This window comes from Ochrobactrum sp. AN78 (genome assembly GCF_029909885.1).
GTDB lineage: Bacteria > Pseudomonadota > Alphaproteobacteria > Rhizobiales > Rhizobiaceae > Brucella > Brucella quorumnocens.
Genome location: NZ_JASAMU010000002.1, coordinates 57,455 through 76,308 on the forward strand (window position 1 = coordinate 57,455; position 18,854 = coordinate 76,308).

Here is an 18,854-nt window from a genome sequence, read left to right on the forward strand (position 1 = left end):
GGACTAGATCGTCCAGCCACCGTCGATGTTATAAGCCTGACCCGTGGTATAGGTGGCACCAGCGAGATAGACCGCGAGATCCGCGATCTCTTCCGGCTGGCCAATACGGCCAATCGGCTGACGGGCGATGAAGGCTGCACGCTGCTCTTCATAGTCACCTTGCGCGCGCAGACGATCCTGCAGCGACGGGCTTTCAACCGTACCGGGGCAGATCGCATTGCAGCGAATACCCTTCGCGACATAATCAGCCGCGACAGCCTTGGTAAGACCGATGACGGCAGCTTTGGTGACGCCATAGGCAAAGCGATTCGGCACACCCTTTACGCTGGAAGCAACCGACGCCATGTTGACGATTGCGCCGTCTTTGCGTTCCAGCATACCCGGCAGCACGGCACGGATGGTGCGGATCATCGCCTTGATGTTGAGATTGATCGCGAAATCGAGGTCTTCGTCCTTCATCTCGAGAATAGAGCCGCCATGGACGACGCCTGCGCAGTTAAACAGGATATCGACCTGACCGATTTCGGTGACAGTTGCGTTGACTTCTGCCTCATCAAGCACGTTGAGCTTGCGGGTGATGATGTTAGAGACACCTTCGAGTTCTTTGAGAGCGCCCTCGTTGATGTCAGTCGCATAGACCTTGGCACCGGCCTCAGCAAAAGCCAGCGCACTTGCACGACCAATGCCCTGAGCTGCGGCTGTCACCAGCGCGGTTTTTCCATCAAATCGTATCGTCATCTTTATGCCTTCCGTTCAACAAGCAGGATGTGGTCACAAGCAAGCACCACTTCGTCCCGCTGATTAAGCACTTCGCACCGCTCCGTAACGCGGCCCAAATTTGTCCGTTTCGGATCATCTTCCTTGGCACTGATCGTCACGCGCGTGCGGATCGTATCGCCGATATGCACCGGACGCACGAAACGAAGGCGATCATAGCCATAGGAAAACGCAACAGGGTTAATAAGCGTCGCCGTCAATCCAACGCCGATAGCAAAGATCATCGTGCCATGGGCAATGCGCTGACCACCTGGCAATGTCTTGGCAAATTCCGCATCCATATGATGCGGGAAGAAATCGCCCGTATGACCGGCATGCACCACGAAATCCGTTTCGGTGATGGTCCGGCCATAGGTTACGCGCTCATGGTCAAGTTCATAATCTTCAAAATAGATCGTCTGTTCGGACATGATTAAAACTCCGGCTTTGCAGCGAGCGGGGTAGCGGGTGAGCTACTTGACTGATAGGCCGCTTCGACCAGTGCCATTGTATGCCAGGCATCCTCAACCGAGCCGATGAGTGCTGCATCTTCGCCGCACGCAAAACGCTGCAACTGCGCCATGCGATTGAGAAATGCATCCGGGAACCACGCGCCTTCAAGCGCGACCTGCACCCAATCGTCGCCACCCTTCGGCTTGATCCAGAGCTCGTCCGGTTCGCCACGCGGGTAGTCGAGATTAACGCCAAGCTTCACGTAGGCAGCACCCTCAGTTCCACAAATGCGGAACTCGCAGGCCTGAAACTTGCGGCCAAAATCATGATCGTGATTGATCGACAGCGCACAACGTACGCGGTCGCCGTAATCAAGGATTGCAGCAGTGCGGGTTTGAGCGACTTCGTGGTTTGGGTGACCGATAGTCTTGGCGTGAACGCCTTGCGGATTGCCGAGCAGACCGCGCACGAAATCCAGATAATGGATCGAATGCATGGCGATCTCGATACGCGGCAGACCTTTGAGGAACGGCCACAGACCCCAAGGGGTCGCAAGCGCCAGCCATGCATCGAAATCCACCACTTCGCCAAGCAAGCCCTTATCGACGGCATCGTAAAGTGCCAACATCATTGGCGCGAAACGCAGCTGAAAATTCACCGCAGCTTTCAGATTACGCGCACGGCAGACCTTCAGGATTTCCGTAGCAGCGGCAAGATCACTGCCCATCGGCTTCTGAATGAGACAGGCCGCACCTTCCGGCAATTGCGCAAGGATCGAAGCATGGGCTGAAGGCGGTGTCGCCAGATCGAAGATCGCACCTTCAACTGCAATCGCTTCTTCAAGACTTGCAAAAGCCTTGACGCCCCACTGGTCAGCCAAAGCTTTGGTCTTCTCGAAATTGGGATCGAAAATGCCTGCAACCGGTAAGCCGCCCTGCTTATAGGCGGGCAGATGCGCGTCGCCGACAATGCTGCCTGCACCGAAGATCACGATAGGCTTCGGCTCAGACGGCTTGGCCGACCATTGGCGCAAGGTTTTGGGATCGAAGGTCTCAGTCATGGTGGAAAACCTCCTCCATCATGGCCCACCACTCGCCCTCTTTACGGGTTTCAAGCGGCTTCTGGCATGGCATGCAAACCGACCACCATTCCTGATTTTTGGGGTTATCAGCCATCTTCTTCATGTCGGCCTCAAAGTCTTGGCCGACATATTCCCACGTACCGAAAAGCAGGTTTTCCGGCTCTTTGAGAAAGATCGTGTAATTGGTGATGTTGCACTCGGAAATGAGCGCCAGAATTTCCGGCCACACGCGCGCGTGCAGCTTCTTGTATTCTGCAATTTTCTCAGGCTTCAGCCCGATCACCATGCCCATTCGTTGCGCCATTACGACCTCACGATCTCGCGGGTGAATTCGGAAACCGACCGCGCACGCACGGCATCCCAATCCCACGAAATACCAATGCCCGGCTCGGAAGGTGCAATGGCGTGGCCATCACGAATTTCCATGCCCTTGGTGGTCAGGTCATCAAGCTGCGGAATATATTCGACATAGCGCCCGTTCTGCACGGCACAGGTGAGGCTGACATGCAGTTCCATCAGGAAGTGCGGGCAAACCGGAATGTCGAAAGCTTCTGCTGCGTGTGCCACTTTCAGCCATGGGGTGATGCCGCCGATACGCGCCACATCCACCTGCACGATAGAGCAAGCGCCCTTCTGCATATATTCGCGGAAATGGCGGATCGAATAGATCGATTCACCCACTGCAATCGGTGTCGGTGTCGAGCGCGTCAGGCGGATATGGCCATCAAGATCATCAGCCGGAAGCGGTTCTTCGATCCACGCCAGATCAAGTTCTTTCAGGCGCTCGGCACGGCGGATCGCTTCATCCACCGTAAAGCCCTGATTGCAGTCGGTCATGATCTCAAAGCCATCGCCCACGGCTGCGCGAACAGCCGAAAGGCGCGCGTAGTCTTCCGAACCATGCGGTTTACCGATCTTCACCTTGGAGCCCGAGAACCCCTTGGCTTTCGCGGCTAGTGCATCCTCGACCAGCGCTTCCTTCTCGATATGCAGCCAGCCGCCTTCAGTGGTGTACAGCGGACAGCGATCTTTGGCACCACCTGCAAGCTTCCACAGCGGCAGGTTCTGTTTCTTCGCACGCAAGTCCCAAAGGGCCGTATCGATTGCAGCAAGCGCCAAAGCGGTAATCGCGCCAATGGTTGTGGCGTGGGTCGCAAATTCGAGCTTACGCCAGATCGCTTCAATACAATCGGTATCGTCGCCAATAATCAGCGGCACCAAATGGTCGTTCAACAGCCGCATAACGGACGAGCCGCCGGTGCCGATGGTGTAGCTGTAGCCCGTCCCCACCGCCCCATCACTGTCGGTGATGGTGACGATTGGCGTTTCCTGACTGACGAAGCTCTGGATCGCATCGGTACGCTTGACCTTCGGCGGAAGATCGACCATGCGCAGTTCAACTTTTTCAATGCGTGCCATATCTATACCGCCAAGCTCTTGCCGTTTGCCGCATCAAACAGATGGGCCTGCGACAGATCAAAATGCATGGAGATTGCTTCACCGGAATTGAGAGGGCGCGGGTTGAGCATACGCGCTACCCATTCCTTACCGGCGAACTCGACAAAAACCAGTGTTTCATTGCCAAGCGGCTCGGTGATCGAAACACGCAGGTCCTGCTCATGCGATGTACCGGCATCACCCGAAGACAGGCCGTGGCCGGTCGGGAAAAGATCATCCGGACGCAGACCGAATGTTACCTTGGCACCATCCGTAACCTTGGCCTTGAACTGTGCAGGCACTGGCAGGCGGTCGCCGCTGACAAAGACCAGTTCCGAACCCTGCACGGTTGCCTCCGCCATATTCATCGGCGGAGAGCCGATAAAGCCCGCAACAAACTGCGTGGCCGGACGCTTGAACACTTCATCCGGTGTTCCGACCTGTTCAATATGGCCATCGCGCATGATGACGATGCGGTCAGCCAGCGTCATGGCCTCAACCTGATCATGCGTCACATAAACGACTGTAGACTGCACCTTGGCATGAAGCTTCTTGATCTCCGTACGCATCTGCGTACGCAGTTTCGCATCGAGGTTAGAAAGCGGTTCGTCGAACAGAAAAACTTCCGGATTGCGCACGATGGCGCGGCCCATGGCAACGCGCTGGCGCTGACCGCCTGAAAGCTGTGCCGGACGGCGCTCCATCAAGGCTTCAAGGCCAAGAATGGCGGAGGCTTCATTAACACGGCGGTCAATTTCTGCCTGTGGCTGTTTGGCGATTTTGAGCGAGAAACCCATGTTTTCACGCACCGACATATGCGGATAAAGCGCATAGGACTGAAACACCATGGAGATGTTGCGATCACGCGGCGGCAGATCGTTGACCACCTTGCCGCCGATTTCCAGCGCGCCGTCGGAAATGCTTTCAAGACCGGCAATCATACGCAGCGTTGTGGACTTGCCACAGCCGGATGGGCCTACAAGCGCTACAAATTCCTTGTCAGCGATTTCGAGATTGATGCCATGCACCACTTCGATTGTGCCATAGCGCTTGACGAGATTTTTAATGGAAAGCTGAGCCATTGTAATATCAACCTTTAACCGCGCCGAACGTCAGACCAGCAACGAGATGCTTCTGAACGATGAATGTGAGGGTCAGCGCCGGAATAATCATCACGACCGCCAGCGCGCACATGCCACGCCAGTCGATGGTGAATTCAGCGGTGTAATCGAGAAGACCGACAGGAAGGGTCTTGGAATTGACCGAGCGGGTCAGCTGGGAAGCCAACGCATATTCGTTCCATGAAGTGAGGAAGGCGAAGATGCCTGCGGTGGCAATGCCGGGACCAGCAAGCGGAAACTCCACCTGCCAGAAAGCCTGCCAGCGCGTGCAGCCGTCAATCTGGGCTGCTTCCGCCAGATCCTTCGGCACCTGACGGAAGAAGCCTTCGATCAGCCAGATCGTGAATGGCACATTGAGCGCCACATAAGTGACAATCAGACCGAAATGCGTGTCGATAATGCCAATGCGCGAATAGAGCATGAAGAGCGGCAGCGACAAGGCAATGCCCGGCACCGAGCGCGTCAGCATAAGACCGAGGAATGTCGTCGACTTGCCCCAGAAGCGGAAGCGCGCAAAGGCATAGCCACCCGAAACACCGACAATCAGCGCAATGATGGTGGATGTGACCGAGATAATCAGCGAGTTGCGGAAATAATCCCAGACCGGAATGCCGCCGCCGCCTGCACCAGAGAACATCGCATAATAAGCATCAAGCGTGATTTCCTGCGGAATCCAGACCGGCGGCTTTGCCATGATTTCAACCGGCGGACGCAGCGAGGACAGCACAATCCACAGACCGGGCAGGCAGATGATCGTCATCGCGAGAAACAGGCCGATGAGGTAAGCGACTTTTTTGACGCGGCGCAGCAGGCGATGCTGATCATTAGAGAGGGTTTTGGAAGCCATGATTACCACTCCGCTCCAATTTGCGCGCGTGCGGCTGCAAGCTTGCGGAAGAACATTACGGTGAAGAGGATCGAGAGCAGGATCGCGACATAGGCCATGGCATTGGCCAAGCCCATCTGCGCATCCGAATAGGCGGTGCGCCCGACCAGCGTCCAGATCAGCTCGGTTCGCCGTGCCGGGCCACCATCGGTCATGATCTTCACGATGTCATAGGCACGCGCCACATCGAGCGAACGAATGGTCATCGCGATGAAAGCAAATGGCATCAGATAAGGCCAGATGACATAGCGGAATGTCTGCCATGGCGTGCAACCATCAACGCGCGCGGCTTCAACCGGATCCTGCGGCATGGACAGAAGACCACCCAGAATGAGGATGGCGAATACCGAGGTCGACATCCAGACTTCTGCCATCAGAATGGCAAACAGCGCCAGATTACCGTCGATCAGCCATGGAATAGCGGTATCGGTTATACCCAGCGATTGCAGCGCATTGTTCACAAGACCGATATTGTCGTTGAACATGAATTTGAACTGGAAGCCGACCAGAACCGGCGAAAACATCATCGGGAACATCATCAAGGTGCGCAGAAGGCGCTGGCCATGGGTGGCCTTGTTGATGAGCAGCGCCAGACCAAGTCCGAGCAGCATTTCCAGATTGAGCGCGATGGTGAGAAAGATCACCGTACGAATGAATGCAGCCCAGAACACCCAGTCGGTCATGATGCGCTGATAGTTGCGCAGACCGATGAAGTTGAACAGGCTATCAGGGCGCGTCAGCCGGAATGGCGTGAAGCTTGAATAAAGCGAAAGCGCGAGGGGAAACAGAACCACCGCAGCGAGGATGATAAAGGCCGGAAGCAAAAGCAAAACCGGCGGGGAAATTCGTTTAAACATTGTTCTTCCGAAGCGGCGGACCACAGCATCGGCCTAAAAATCGAAATCGATTTTTGGAAAGCACGATGCGTAGATTCAATAGTTTAGAGCGTCCTTTGTGCGTCCAATTGGATGCATGGCACTCTAAGCGGAAAACCTGTCAAAACGGCCCGCCAGTCGGTTTCCCAAAGGCGGGCCATAAAGTTACCAAGCGAAATCAGAGTTCGCCTGCATCCTCGAGGATCTGCGTTGCTTTCTTGGCTGCATCGTCAAGCGCCTGCTGCGAAGTCTTGTCGCCAAGGATCGCGGCCTGAAGCTCAGGATAGACAGCGTTTGAAATTTCGATCCAGGATGGTGTCTGAGGAACCGGGAAAGCGGTCTTTGCCGTTTCCTGGAATACCGAGAGCACTTCCTTCTTGTATGGATCGGACGCAGCCTGTTCGATGACGTAATCCCAGACAGCTGTGCGCGTTGGCAAAGTGCCTGCAGCCGATTCCTGCTTCTGCGAATCCTCGTTGGTCAGGAACCAGACGAGCGATGCAGCGGCTTCCTTGTTGCTACAGGTTTCAGTGACCGAGAAGCCGTGATGACCCGACCAGCCAGTGCGCTTGCCCGATGAACCTGCAGGTGGAGGAACGATCCCGACATTGCCTACGACTTTCGACGACTTTGGATCGTTGAAATAGGTCGCCCAGCCTGGCCAATCCAAGTTGATTGCGATGGTGCCCGATGCAAAGCCAGCGCCCAGCTCATCCCAGAGATAGTTTGTCGTGCCAGCAGGAACTGCCTTGGCCTTGTAGAGATTGACAAACCAGTCGAGCGCACGAACACCGGCTTCCGAATTGAAAGCTGGCTTGCCGTCCTTGAGATATTCGCCGCCTTCAGCAACGAGCATTTCATAGAAGCGGCCATTGATGGCTTCTTCCTTGCCCGCAAACTGTGTGCCGTAGAAATTCGGTGGATCAGCAAAGAACACAGCCTGATCGGAAACTTCTTTCCATGTCTTAGGCGGTGCCAGATCGTAGCCGTATTTCTCCTTGAATGCCGTCTTCTTGGCGTCATCCTCGTAGAGGCTCTTCTGATAATAAAGTGCCGAGACGTCGAACTGTGCACGCGGCAGCATGATCAGCTTGTCGTTGAGCGTTGAAGCCTTGATGACCGATGGCACGAAGCCTTCGATTTCTTCTTTCGGAAGCAAGCCGTTCAGATCGGCATAAAGGGTAGGATATTGCGGTGCAAAGGATGAATGGTTGGAACCGACGCACCAGTTGATCGAACCCGATGCGATGTCCGATTTGATTTCCTTGTCCAGTTCGAAGTGGTTCTTCTTGGACAGGATGTTGACCTTGGCACCGGTTGCCTTTTCCCAATCGGCAATGCGCGAATAAAGCGCTTCATATTGCTGACCGCCGATCAGCTTGGCGTCAATTGTAACGCCTTCAAATTTGCCCGGAAGTTCCGCAGCCCCCGCGGAAACCATCCCTGCAGCCAGCAGCACAGAACCTGCCAGCACAGATGTCGTGAAATTTCTCATGCTTCTCCTCCTCTTGACGGGCAACTCCCATGCCCACCCCCAATTGTGAATTGTGTATTTATATGCAAACATAATATTCACACCCGGTCAAGGCGCTTTCGATGCGTTCACGACTTTCGTCATTTGCAATGTTCGTATATGAAGAAGGCTATTCATGAAGGGGACGAGTTTGGAAACAGATGACCGCTATCGCGCGCCAGCGCTGGACAAGGGGCTGGACATTCTTGAATTGCTGGCAAGCGTTGATGGAGGTCTCAGCCAGGCCGAGATTGCAAAACATCTCGACCGCAGTCCGAATGAGTTTTACCGGATGCTCGACCGGCTGGTGAAGCGCGGCTACGTCACGAAACTCGAAGGCGACCGCTATTCTTTGACCCTTAAGCTGTTCGGTCTGGCGCATCTGCATGCGCCTGTTCGCAGGCTTGCATCCTTCGCCACGCCCTATATGCGTGATCTCGCCGACCGCTCAAAACAAGCCAACCAGCTCGCGGTTTTTGACCGTGGCTCGGTGGTGGTCATCGCCCAGCAGGAAGCCCCGGATTACTGGGGTATTTCCATCCGCGTGGGCTCGCATATCAGCCTGTTCGATACGGGTTCCGGTCATGTACTGCTTGCCTTCCGCTCGCCTGAAGAGCGTAAGATGATGATTGCCGAATATGTGAAAGACAGCGATAGCATCAAGCTGGATGAAAGCTTCTATGAGAGGCTCGACCAGATCAGAGAGCGTGGCTACGAGATGATGCCGAGTGCGCAGGTCGCAGGCGTTTACAATTTGTCCGCACCGATTCTCGGTCCCGATGGTGCCTGCATTGCAGCACTCACCTGCCCCTATGTGACGCTCGTCAATTCTGCCCCTGCACCAGACATTACTCAGACGATTACACTGCTGCAGAATACGGTAAAAGACCTGTCCAAACTGGTTGGTTCTGATATCGGCACAACAGAATAGTTCACTGCGATAATTCTTATTTGAAAACTCTCTTCTTTTTTGAAAGTATGACATAGGAGGAGAGTTTTCATGATTATCGATACCCATCTGCATCTGATCGACAAAAGCGCGTTGAATTATCCATGGCTGGGAGACGTACCAGCCTTGAACCGCGACTTTCTGTTTGAGACCTATCAGAAGCAGGCCGAACGCTGCGGCATTACAGCAGCGCTTCATATGGAAGTGGATGTTTTACCGGCTCAAATTGTGGCCGAGACCGTTCACATTGAGGCAATCTCGCGGCAATATAATGGCTACATTAAGGGTGCAATCGCATCCTGCCGCCCTGAAGAACCGGGATTTGCCGAATATCTGGAACAGCAGCTTGGCAATCCTTTCGTGAAAGGTTTTCGGCGCGTGTTGCATGTCGTGCCTGACGATTTGTCGGAAAAGCCTTTGTTCCGCGAAAATATCAGGCGCTTGGAAGGCACCGGCCTGACATTTGATCTCTGCACTTTGCCGCATCAAATCGACAAAGCCGTGGCTCTCGCCGACCTCGCAACAGATGCGCAATTCGTACTCGACCATTGCGGTGTGCCGGACATCAAATCAGGTGCGCTGGAAGTCTGGCAGAAGGGAATTACTGAGATTGCTCAGCGCGACAATGTGGTCGCCAAGATTTCAGGCGTTGTGGCTTATGCGGACTCCGCAAGCTGGACCGTAGAAACCCTGCGCCCTTATGTGGAGCATGTCATTCAGTCGTTCGGTTGGGAGCGTATCGTGTGGGGGAGTGACTGGCCGGTCTGCACCTTAGCAGTTCCGGGGGCGAGCAGTGTCGATGCGGGGCTTTCGACATGGGTTGCCACAACCCATGCGCTTCTTGAAGGATGCAGCGAAGACGAAAAAGCGCTGCTGCTTTCTGAGAATGCAACGCGCCTCTGGAAGCTGTAAAATTGATCAGGCTGGCGACAAACCGCCAGCCTTTTTTTAATTAAAAGCTTTCGCGGAAAAGCCTATTGAGATCGACGATAACATCTTCCGCCTTCTCATTTTCCGCTAAGCCCTTGTTAATGCGCTCGGATGCCGCTTCCTGAAATGGCATATAGCCATCGTGACGTGGGCGCACCCATGCGCCTTCAAGCGTTGCACGCGTATCCCGATAGAAGTCTGACGTCGCTGCATTTACAATGGCGTCTTCCCAGGCACTCGCATGCCCCGGCTGGCCGTTGGAGGCCGCATAAAGCCCCTTCTGCACATCCCCACTCGCAATCCAATAAGCAAAATCAATGGCTGCGTCTGAATGCTTGCTGAAGGCAGAAACCGCAATACCCGTGCCGCCGAGAGCAGAACCTGCAACACCCGCCGCACCCGCTGGAATATCGGAAAAGCGGATCAAACGTTCACGGAATTCTGGCATGGCATAATTCACATAGCCATAGATCAGCGGTGAGCAGGCTATCTCGGAATCAGGCTTCGCCATTTCCTCAAACACAGCAATCGGGTCCATGCCAAAACATTCAGGCTTCACCAGTGAAGCAAGCTCACTTAACTGCTCGAAAGCCTTTGCACCATCCTCAACAGAGATCAGCTCGCCTTCCACTGAGCAAGGTGTGCCGGCATTGGCGACAAGTGTGTAAAAACTCATCAGCGAATGCGGCGAACGCAGTGGCAACAGCACTTTTCCAGAGCGTGCAAGCCGCAGCACTTCGCCCCACGAGGTTGCAGGCTTGTCCATCAGATCAGGACGCCATGCCTGAACCTGCGTTGCAGCATCCAGCGGAAACGCCCATTGCCGCCCCTGCCAGTTATAGCTCGGGAAAGACTGCCCGACCGAACCATCCGCAAGCGCCGCAAGTTCTGTTTCGCGTCCAGCTACATCAAGCGGCAGCAGGCAATTTTCCTTGGTAATTTGCCCCACATGCGGATGATCAATCACGATCATATCGAAATTGCGCGCCAGTTCCTCGACAGGATAAGTCTCAAAATCCTGAAGCGAGCGCTTTTCCCACTCAATCTCGACGCCCTTATCCTGCAACCATTGTTGAGCCGCCGCCACCATCGGATCATAACCGCGCGGGTGGCTCCAGGTCATGCCTTTAAGCGTGATCTTGCTCATAGGCCGAACTCCTCGCGAATTTCCCTGCTGTTTTCGCCAATGCGCGGTGCCGCACGCGCAACCTTCGCACGCAAACCATTGATGCGCAGTGGTGAACGTGTAGTGGTGATGGAAACATCGTCTTCACGTGTCACCGTCTGGAGCATGTCGAGGACCGAAAAGCCTTCGCTTTTGAGCAGTTCTTCCCAGTTGAGAACGCGGGCACACCAGATATCGGCCGGTTCCAGAATGGCGAGCCACTCATCGACTGTTTTCTCAGCAATACGCGCCGCAATCAGGCGTTTGATTTCATCGCGCTTAGCGAATGCGATCTTCGGATCGTCAATGAAAGGCGCAAGTGTATCTGTTTCAAGCAGGGGCGCGAGTTTTGCAATCGGCATCATGGCAATGGCGAGATAACCGTCCGCTGCCGGATAAACCCCATAGGGTGCTGAAAGATAAGCGTGGGCGCTGCGGAACTCAGAACGCTTCGGCAGACGGCGACCATCGTTCAAATGAGTGGTCAGCACTTCAAACTGGAAATCAACCAACGCTTCGAGAAGGCTGGTTTCGACATGCGAGCCTTTGTTGGTAATGCCACGGCGGACCAGTGCGGCGAGAATGCCCTGCGCTGCGGCAGCGCCTGCCAGCATATCAGCGACCGCCAAACCGAATGGCACCGGCCCCTGCCCTTCATCACCATTCAGCCACATCAGGCCCGAACGCGCTTGCGCCAGCAAGTCCTGTCCCGGACGCCCGACCCATGGACCTTCTTCGCCATAACCGCTGATCGATGCATAGACGAGACGCGGATTGATTGCTTGAGCTGCTTCATAATCGAGGCCAAGACGCTTTATGACACCGGGACGGAAGTTCTGGATCAACACGTCAGCCTGTGTGAGAAGCTTCTTCAACGCCGCCAAATCGTCAGGGTTTTTCAGATCGATTGCAAGGCTGTCCTTGCCGCGATTGATCGCATGAAAAATCGTGGAATCACCACCTATTTCCGTGTCACTCAGATAAAGCCTGCGCGAGAGATCGCCGCCATCGGGCCGCTCAATCTTAATAACGCGTGCGCCTAAGTCCATCAGACGCAACGAGCAATAAGGCCCCGACAAAAACTGGCTCATATCGACAATGACGAGCCCGCTCAACGGCAGTTCGTTTTCCGACATCGGGAAATTCCCTCCTCATGAATTTCTTATGTGAATACAGTCTTCACATATGGATTTATGGAAGGCAAGGTGAAATTGGGGTTCGAGCGCGGTTCGGTGTGAATGTGCCAGATCGGTGCTCTGGGAGAGCGAAAGCCTCTCGCTTTCAGAAATATGGGGTTTTCGAACGCCCTCCTCATCCTGAGCCAGTGCGAAGCACCGTGTCGAAGGACGAGGGCATAGGCTTGGTTCGTTTTCCCTCGCCTTCGAGACGCCGTTTTCAACGGCTCCTCAGGATGAGGGAAAGAGATGTCACGCTCTAGAATGCAAAAACGCCACCCGGTTGGGCGGCGTTTTTGGAGGAATAAGGTATCAATCAGACTGCGGGTTCGACTTCGTTACTGGCAAGTTCCAGCAGGGTCCAGACGTGATCGGCAAATGAGTTCCACACCTCAATGCGATAATGATCTTCGTCCCATTTCAGAAGAATAATCTGGGCATGATCGAATATCGTACGGGCGGCTCCTGGCGCTTGCATCTTGGCCAGTTCCAGCGGAGAAGCGGCATTCAACAACCATTCGGCCTTGGGACCAGTAATATCGACGCCGGTTTCGCGGTGGCTCACTTCCGTCAGGCTGTGCTGCTCGGTTTCATAGAGCTTGGCGAATGCCTGCGTGATGGTTGCGCCCTTGGTTTCCTCAGCCCAGATATACCATTCATCCGGCCCGATGCAGGCGACTGCGATATCATCCGTGCGGATAAGATCGCCGATCTTTGCTGGGATTTTTGCACCTAGCGCTTTTTCCGCTAGCTTCAGTTTTGTGGCCGCAATGCGCAATACGAAACGGGCAGCGTCATCGGCTGCGTGGATTTCCAGACGACCCGGAATAACGACCTTGCGGTTCGAATAAGGTTTTGTCTCAACAAGCATGGTTCAATCCTTATCCGTTCAACTTCGCGCCTTCGGGATCATAAAAGACCATTCCCGAAACAGTGGCTTCATGTACGCTTCCATCGGGCATCGGCATATAAAGCGTTTCACCCATACGGTCCTTGCCGCCAGCAACAACCGCCATGGCAATAGACCGACCAAGGGCCTCGCTCCAATAGGACGAAGTGACATGGCCAAGCATGGTCATCGGCAGCGCCTGTTTTGGATCGGCAACAATCTGTGCGCCTTCTTCCAGAACCAGCTTCGGATCGTTGGTCAACAGACCCACAAGATGCTTGCGATCAGATTTAAGCATATCAGGGCGAGCCAGCGAGCGCTTACCGACAAAATCCGGCTTCTGCTTGCCAACAGCCCAGCCGAGGCTTGCATCATCCGGCGTTATCGTGCCGTCAGTGTCCTGACCGACAATGATATAGCCTTTTTCCGCGCGCAGAACGTGCATGGTTTCCGTGCCGTAAGGCGTGATGTCATATTGCTTTCCGGCCTCATAGAGTGCCTTCCAAAGTGAAAGACCGTAACGCGCAGGCACGTTGATTTCGAAGCCAAGTTCGCCGGTGAAGCTCATACGGAACAGACGTGCTGGCACGCCGAGGAATGTGCATTCCGCGACCGACATATGCGGGAAGTTTTCGTTTGAAATATCCAGCCCTTCGACCATCGGTTCGATGAGCTTGCGCGCATTGGGACCGTTGATCGCCACAACTGCCCATTGCTCAGTGGTTGAGGTGAGCGAGACTTTCAGGTCCGGCCATTCGGTCTGGAGATAGTCTTCCATCATATTGAGAACACGCGCGGCACCGCCAGTTGTGGTTGTCACATGGAAACGATCCTGCGTGAGACGACCAACTACACCGTCATCACGGATGAAGCCATCTTCGCCAAGCAGCAGACCATAACGGCAGCGCCCGACACCGAGCTTCGTCCATGGATTGGTGTACATGCGGTTCATGAACTCTGCCGCATCGGGGCCGACCACTTCGATCTTGCCAAGCGTTGAAGCGTCGAACATGCCCAATGATTGACGCGTGGCCTTGCATTCGCGTGCCACCGCCTTGTGCATGTCTTCGCCGGTTTTCGGGAAATACCATGCCCGTCGCCACAGCGAGACCGGCTCGAAAGCAGCACCATGCTGCTCGGCCCAGCTATCGATTGGCGTCTTGCGTGTCACATCAAACAGCTTGCCACGATTGTAGCCGCAGAAAGCACCAAAGGTGGTCGGTGTGTAAGGCGGGCGGAAAGTTGTGAGACCCACCTGCGGCGTTGGCCTCTTCAACGCATCCGCTGCAATCGCCAGACCGTTAATGTTGGACGTCTTACCCTGATCGGTCGCCATACCGTTGGTGGTGTAGCGCTTAACATGCTCGATAGAGCGGAAGCCTTCACGCACGGCCAGGCGAATATCCTTGGCCGTCACATCGTTCTGGAAATCGATGAAAGCCTTGGCTTTGCCGGGATCGCGATCTGTCGGTAGTTCGCGCACGCTCTCACCATCGCAGATGAAATCACCAGCAACTGCATATTCAGATGCTTTGGCCTTATGCCCGACATCCTTTGCGGCAGCAGCGCCTGCATCTGCACCTTCGCGAAGAGCGGCCTGCAAATCGAAATTGCCATTGCCTGCTCCTGCACAACGGCTTTCCTCGGTCGGCTTACCCGGAAGATAAATCTGACGCGCCTCATCCCAGACAAGCGAGCCTTTTGTGTGCGAAAAGAGATGCACGCTCGGATTCCACCCACCAGACATCAGCACCACATCGCAGGCAATTATGCGTGCAGCACCGACCGAGCCATTGGAAACCGGATTGACGCGCACGGACGACACACGATGACGTCCGCCAGTGTCCGTAACAGTCCAGCCGGTCAGTGTTTCAATGCCGAGCATTTTGGCACGGTTGATAAGGCTGTCGGCAACGCTCGAACGCACATCGATGATGGCAGGAACCTTAACGCCTGCGACCGCGAGATCGAAAGCTGCAAGCCATGCGCTGTCATGCGAAGTGACGACGACAGCCTGATTGCCAACCTTGACGCCATAGCGATTGAGATAGGTGCGTCCCGCGGAAGCCAGCATCACGCCGGGACGGTCATTGCCTGCAAAGACCAGCGGCTTTTCAATCGCGCCCTGCGCCAGCACGACCTGCTTTGCACGCACACGCCACATGCGCTCACGCGGTGCATTGGAGGCGGGCTTGGCCTGATGATCAGTCAGGCGTTCGCAAAGGCCGACCATATTCTGATGATAATAGCCAATCGCGGTTGTGCGCGGCAAAAGCGTGACATTCGGATTGGCTTTAAGGGCCGCTATGGTTTCACTGAGCCAGTCCCAGCTTGCGCGGCCATTGATGACCGGCTCTGGCTCGGACAGAAGCGAGCCACCAAATTCGGCCTGCTCATCCACGAGGATGACCTTCGCGCCGCTCTTTGCAGCTTCGAGCGCTGCAGCCAGACCGGCAGGTCCACCACCGGCGATCAGCACGTCGCAGAAAGCATAGCGGCTGGCATAGGTGTCTGGGTCCGGTTCGGATGGCGACTTGCCAAGACCGGCAGCGCCTCGGATGAAAGGCTCATAAACCTTGTTCCAGAAGCTCTTCGGCCACATGAAGGTCTTGTAGTAAAAGCCTGCTGAGAAGAACATGTAGAACGCGTCATTAATCGCGCCGACATCGTGCTTGAGCGACGGCCAATGGTTCTGGCTTTCGGCTTTCAAGCCGTCATAGAGTTCGAGAACCGTTGCGCGGGTGTTCGGCTCATAACGGCCCGGTCCTCTTGAGACGCCCATCAGCGCATTTGGCTCTTCGGAACCGGCAGAAAGAATGCCGCGCGGACGGTGATATTTGAACGAACGACCGGCCAGATGTTCGCCATTGGCAAGCATGGCGGATGCCAGCGTATCGCCTTCAAAGCCCGAATAGGACTTGCCGTTGAAGGTGAAACGCACAGCCTTGGCCTTGTTGACGCGGCCTTTGTTATGAATGCGCATATCGGTCATTATTTCGCCTCCGCAGCCGGAGTTTCTGCCAAAGCAGGACGGGGTTCACCGGCCTTGTAGGTGGTGACAAACTTGTCGCTCACCGTGTCGCGCACCGCATTGAAAAAGCGGCCACAGCCATTGATATGCCGCCAGCGTTCATAATGGGTGCCTCGTGGATTGGAACGCGTGAACAGGAAATCGCGCCATTCATCATCGGAAAGCGTCGACGGGTCGGCTGGGCGCGCAATATGCGCTTCGCCCGCATAGGCAAATTCCAGTTCCGGGCGTTCCATCTCGCAATAAGGGCAACGGATAAGAAGCATTTTGTGTTTCCCCTATTCCTTAGTGCGCGACAGCAGCAGCAGCCGCTTCATCGATCAGGCGACCGGTGGTGAAGCGTTCAAGCGTGAACGGTGCGTTGATCCAGTGTGGCTCGTCGCGGGCGATTGTGTGCGCGAAGACATGCGCAGAACCCGGCGTTGCCTTGAAGCCCCCGGTGCCCCAACCGCAATTCACAAACAGGCCCGGAACCGGCGTCTTGCCAATGATCGGCGAACGATCAGGCGTGACGTCAACGATACCGCCCCATTTGCGCAGCATCCGCATACGGGTGAAGATCGGAAACACTTCGCAAATGGCCGCAAGCGTATGCTCGATCAGCGGCAGACCGCCACGCTGGCTGTAAGACACATACTGGTCAGTGCCGGAACCGATCACCAGTTCGCCCTTGTCGGACTGGCTGATATAGGCATGCACCGAATTGGACATAACTACGCATGGGAAGATCGGCTTGACCGGCTCAGACACCAGCGCCTGTAGCGGGAAGCTTTCAAGTGGCATGCGCACGCCTGCCGTATCCATGACGATCGATGTGCTGCCAGCAGCGGAAACCGCCACCTTCTTCGCCTTGATGAAACCGCGTGGCGTATCAACGCCGGTCACACGGCCCGAAGCATCGCGACGAATGGCCGTCACCGGGCAATTCTGTATGATATCAACGCCGCGCTCGGTCGCACCGCGTGCATAGCCCCAGGCCACGGCATCGTGTCTGGCCACACCGCCTCGCCGCTGCAAGGTGGCACCAACAACCGGATAGCGCGCATTCGCCGAAATATCGAGCGGCGGACAATATGCCTTCGCCTGCTCCTTGGTCATCCATTCATTGTCGATACCATTGAGACGATTGGCATGGATATGACGCTTGAAGCTCTGCACGTCATGAACCGTATGCGCCAGCATCATCACACCGCGCTGCGAGAACATGACGTTATAATTGAGGTCCTGGCTTAGACCTTCCCACAGCTTCATCGCATGTTCGTAGAGATGTGCGCTCTCGTCATAGAGATAGTTGGAGCGGATGATGGTGGTGTTGCGCCCGGTATTGCCGCCGCCAAGCCAGCCCTTTTCAATGACCGCGACATTGGTGATTCCGTGTTCTTTCGCCAGATAATAAGCGGCACCCAGACCATGGCCGCCCGCGCCGACGATGATCACGTCATATTCGGCCTTGGGTTCGGCATCCGGCCATTGCGGCTTCCAGTTCTTATTGCCGGAAAGCGCGTTGCCAACGATAGAAGCTAACGAAAAACGGGACATGAACAACCACCAGTCTTACGGTTCATGCACCCATGCAGCACATGAAAAATCTTTGGTGATATTTGTATTGGCTTGCGCGTGAAACCGACAGCAGGCTTGCGTCAAAAGACGTCACAAATACGACATCGGCACCATTTCGCGACATGGCGAAGATCGGAGCGCCCAAGTGTTGCATTTCGCGTCTGACAAGGACAGTAGTGGAACCGGATTGAATGCGTCACATCAACTTCAACTGGATTGCCGATGACCGATACATTGCCGCTTAAGCCGCTAGGCCTGCCTGAGAGCGAATTTGCAAAACTTGTGCCGAATTCCAGACTGCGACAGCAATTCCAGTTCATTCTTGAAGTAGAAAAACTGAAACAGGTGATACGGCGGACCCCACTTCTGGATGTTTCGCGGCGCGAAAATGATGCCGAGCACACCTGGGAACTGACGCTCATGGCGATGGTTCTGCATGAACATGCGAATGAGAAAGTCGATCTCCTGCGTGTACTCAAGATGCTGATCATCCACGACATCGTGGAGATCGATGCGGGCGATACGTTCATTTATGATGCCGTGGGAGCTGTTGATCAGGAAGAGCGCGAAATACAGGCCGCCGACCGGTTATTCGGCATTCTGCCGGAAGATCAGGCGCTGGAGTTTCGCGCGTTGTGGGATGAATTTGAGGCGCGTGCAACGCCTGAATCACAATTCGCGCGCGCGATGGATAGGCTACAGCCGCTCCTTCATAACTTTTTCACCAGTGGCGGAACCTGGCACACGCCGGGTGTGATCGCATCAGACGTACTGGATAGAAAAGCGCCCATTTCACAGGCATCTGACACACTTTGGGACGCCGCTCAGCGGATAATCGCAGAAGGTGTAGAACGCGGATATCTGAAGCAGGGTTGAACTAAACTTTTTAGTTTTGGCTGGATATTGCGAAGCTCTGGTTGTTTTCACGGACGGCCCGAAGGAGCTGCTATGTCCTTAATATTAGTGATTAATAATATTAGAAAGCCTCCAAATAGTTTTTATCAAAATAGGACAATATTGTTGTCCTTTTCTC

At 55.0% G+C, this 18,854-nt stretch carries 18 protein-coding genes; 3 read left to right on the forward strand and 15 right to left on the reverse strand.

The window, feature by feature from the left end:
• Positions 1–3: 3 nt before the first annotated feature.
• From QBD00_RS03875 to QBD00_RS03915, 9 genes are all read right to left on the reverse strand, one after another.
• Positions 4–738, reverse strand: a complete 735-nt coding sequence (locus QBD00_RS03875; RefSeq protein ID WP_318578693.1) for an SDR family oxidoreductase — start codon at positions 736–738, stop codon at positions 4–6.
• A 2-nt stretch (positions 739–740) separates the two neighbouring features.
• On the reverse strand, positions 741–1,187 hold the full coding sequence (locus QBD00_RS03880; protein ID WP_318578694.1) for a MaoC/PaaZ C-terminal domain-containing protein: 447 nt from the start codon (positions 1,185–1,187) through the stop codon (positions 741–743).
• 2 nt (positions 1,188–1,189) lie between these two features.
• A complete protein-coding gene (locus tag QBD00_RS03885; RefSeq protein WP_318578695.1) occupies positions 1,190–2,269 on the reverse strand; it encodes a Gfo/Idh/MocA family oxidoreductase in 1,080 nt (359 codons plus the stop codon).
• Positions 2,262–2,594 (reverse strand): L-rhamnose mutarotase, encoded by a 333-nt coding sequence (locus QBD00_RS03890; RefSeq protein ID WP_318578696.1) that lies wholly within the window; start codon positions 2,592–2,594, stop codon positions 2,262–2,264. The genes QBD00_RS03885 and QBD00_RS03890 overlap by 8 nt, the downstream gene beginning before the upstream one ends.
• Positions 2,594–3,709, reverse strand: a complete 1,116-nt coding sequence (locus QBD00_RS03895; RefSeq protein WP_318578697.1) for a mandelate racemase/muconate lactonizing enzyme family protein — start codon at positions 3,707–3,709, stop codon at positions 2,594–2,596. The genes QBD00_RS03890 and QBD00_RS03895 overlap by 1 nt, the downstream gene beginning before the upstream one ends.
• Before the next feature lie 2 nt (positions 3,710–3,711).
• On the reverse strand, positions 3,712–4,809 hold the full coding sequence (locus QBD00_RS03900; RefSeq protein WP_318578698.1) for a sn-glycerol-3-phosphate ABC transporter ATP-binding protein UgpC: 1,098 nt from the start codon (positions 4,807–4,809) through the stop codon (positions 3,712–3,714).
• 7 nt (positions 4,810–4,816) lie between these two features.
• Positions 4,817–5,695 (reverse strand): carbohydrate ABC transporter permease, encoded by an 879-nt coding sequence (locus QBD00_RS03905; RefSeq protein WP_318578699.1) that lies wholly within the window; start codon positions 5,693–5,695, stop codon positions 4,817–4,819.
• Between the two features lie 2 nt (positions 5,696–5,697).
• Positions 5,698–6,591 carry a sugar ABC transporter permease gene (locus QBD00_RS03910; protein ID WP_318578700.1) on the reverse strand — a complete coding sequence of 298 codons (894 nt, stop codon included), beginning with the start codon at positions 6,589–6,591 and terminating at the stop codon, positions 5,698–5,700.
• A 196-nt stretch (positions 6,592–6,787) separates the two neighbouring features.
• Positions 6,788–8,104 (reverse strand): sugar ABC transporter substrate-binding protein, encoded by a 1,317-nt coding sequence (locus QBD00_RS03915; RefSeq protein ID WP_318578701.1) that lies wholly within the window; start codon positions 8,102–8,104, stop codon positions 6,788–6,790.
• A gap of 154 nt (positions 8,105–8,258) precedes the next feature.
• Here QBD00_RS03915 and QBD00_RS03920 point away from each other — a divergent pair, with 154 nt between their 5' ends.
• Entirely contained in the window at positions 8,259–9,053 is a 795-nt protein-coding gene (locus QBD00_RS03920; RefSeq protein ID WP_095445970.1) for an IclR family transcriptional regulator, read from the forward strand.
• Positions 9,054–9,122: 69 nt separating this feature from the next.
• Positions 9,123–9,983, forward strand: coding sequence for an amidohydrolase (locus QBD00_RS03925; protein WP_318578702.1), 861 nt, complete (start codon positions 9,123–9,125; stop codon positions 9,981–9,983).
• Positions 9,984–10,023: 40 nt separating this feature from the next.
• On the opposite strand, the gene QBD00_RS03930 is transcribed toward QBD00_RS03925, so the two are convergent.
• From QBD00_RS03930 to QBD00_RS03955, 6 genes are all read right to left on the reverse strand, one after another.
• Entirely contained in the window at positions 10,024–11,148 is a 1,125-nt protein-coding gene (locus QBD00_RS03930) for an extracellular solute-binding protein (RefSeq protein ID WP_318578703.1), read from the reverse strand.
• Complete coding sequence (locus QBD00_RS03935; RefSeq protein ID WP_095445967.1) at positions 11,145–12,302, reverse strand: CaiB/BaiF CoA transferase family protein; 1,158 nt, start codon at positions 12,300–12,302, stop codon at positions 11,145–11,147. The genes QBD00_RS03930 and QBD00_RS03935 overlap by 4 nt, the downstream gene beginning before the upstream one ends.
• Before the next feature lie 355 nt (positions 12,303–12,657).
• Complete coding sequence (locus tag QBD00_RS03940; RefSeq protein WP_318578704.1) at positions 12,658–13,212, reverse strand: sarcosine oxidase subunit gamma; 555 nt, start codon at positions 13,210–13,212, stop codon at positions 12,658–12,660.
• A 10-nt stretch (positions 13,213–13,222) separates the two neighbouring features.
• Entirely contained in the window at positions 13,223–16,222 is a 3,000-nt protein-coding gene (locus QBD00_RS03945) for a sarcosine oxidase subunit alpha (RefSeq protein WP_318578705.1), read from the reverse strand.
• On the reverse strand, positions 16,222–16,527 hold the full coding sequence (locus QBD00_RS03950; protein ID WP_318578706.1) for a sarcosine oxidase subunit delta: 306 nt from the start codon (positions 16,525–16,527) through the stop codon (positions 16,222–16,224). Before QBD00_RS03950 ends, QBD00_RS03945 begins: the two co-directional genes overlap by 1 nt.
• Positions 16,528–16,546: 19 nt before the next feature.
• Entirely contained in the window at positions 16,547–17,800 is a 1,254-nt protein-coding gene (locus QBD00_RS03955) for a sarcosine oxidase subunit beta family protein (protein ID WP_095445963.1), read from the reverse strand.
• Positions 17,801–18,043: 243 nt separating this feature from the next.
• On the opposite strand from QBD00_RS03955, the gene QBD00_RS03960 reads away from it, so the two are divergent.
• Entirely contained in the window at positions 18,044–18,697 is a 654-nt protein-coding gene (locus tag QBD00_RS03960; RefSeq protein ID WP_318578707.1) for an HD domain-containing protein, read from the forward strand.
• The last annotated feature ends 157 nt before the right edge of the window (positions 18,698–18,854 follow it).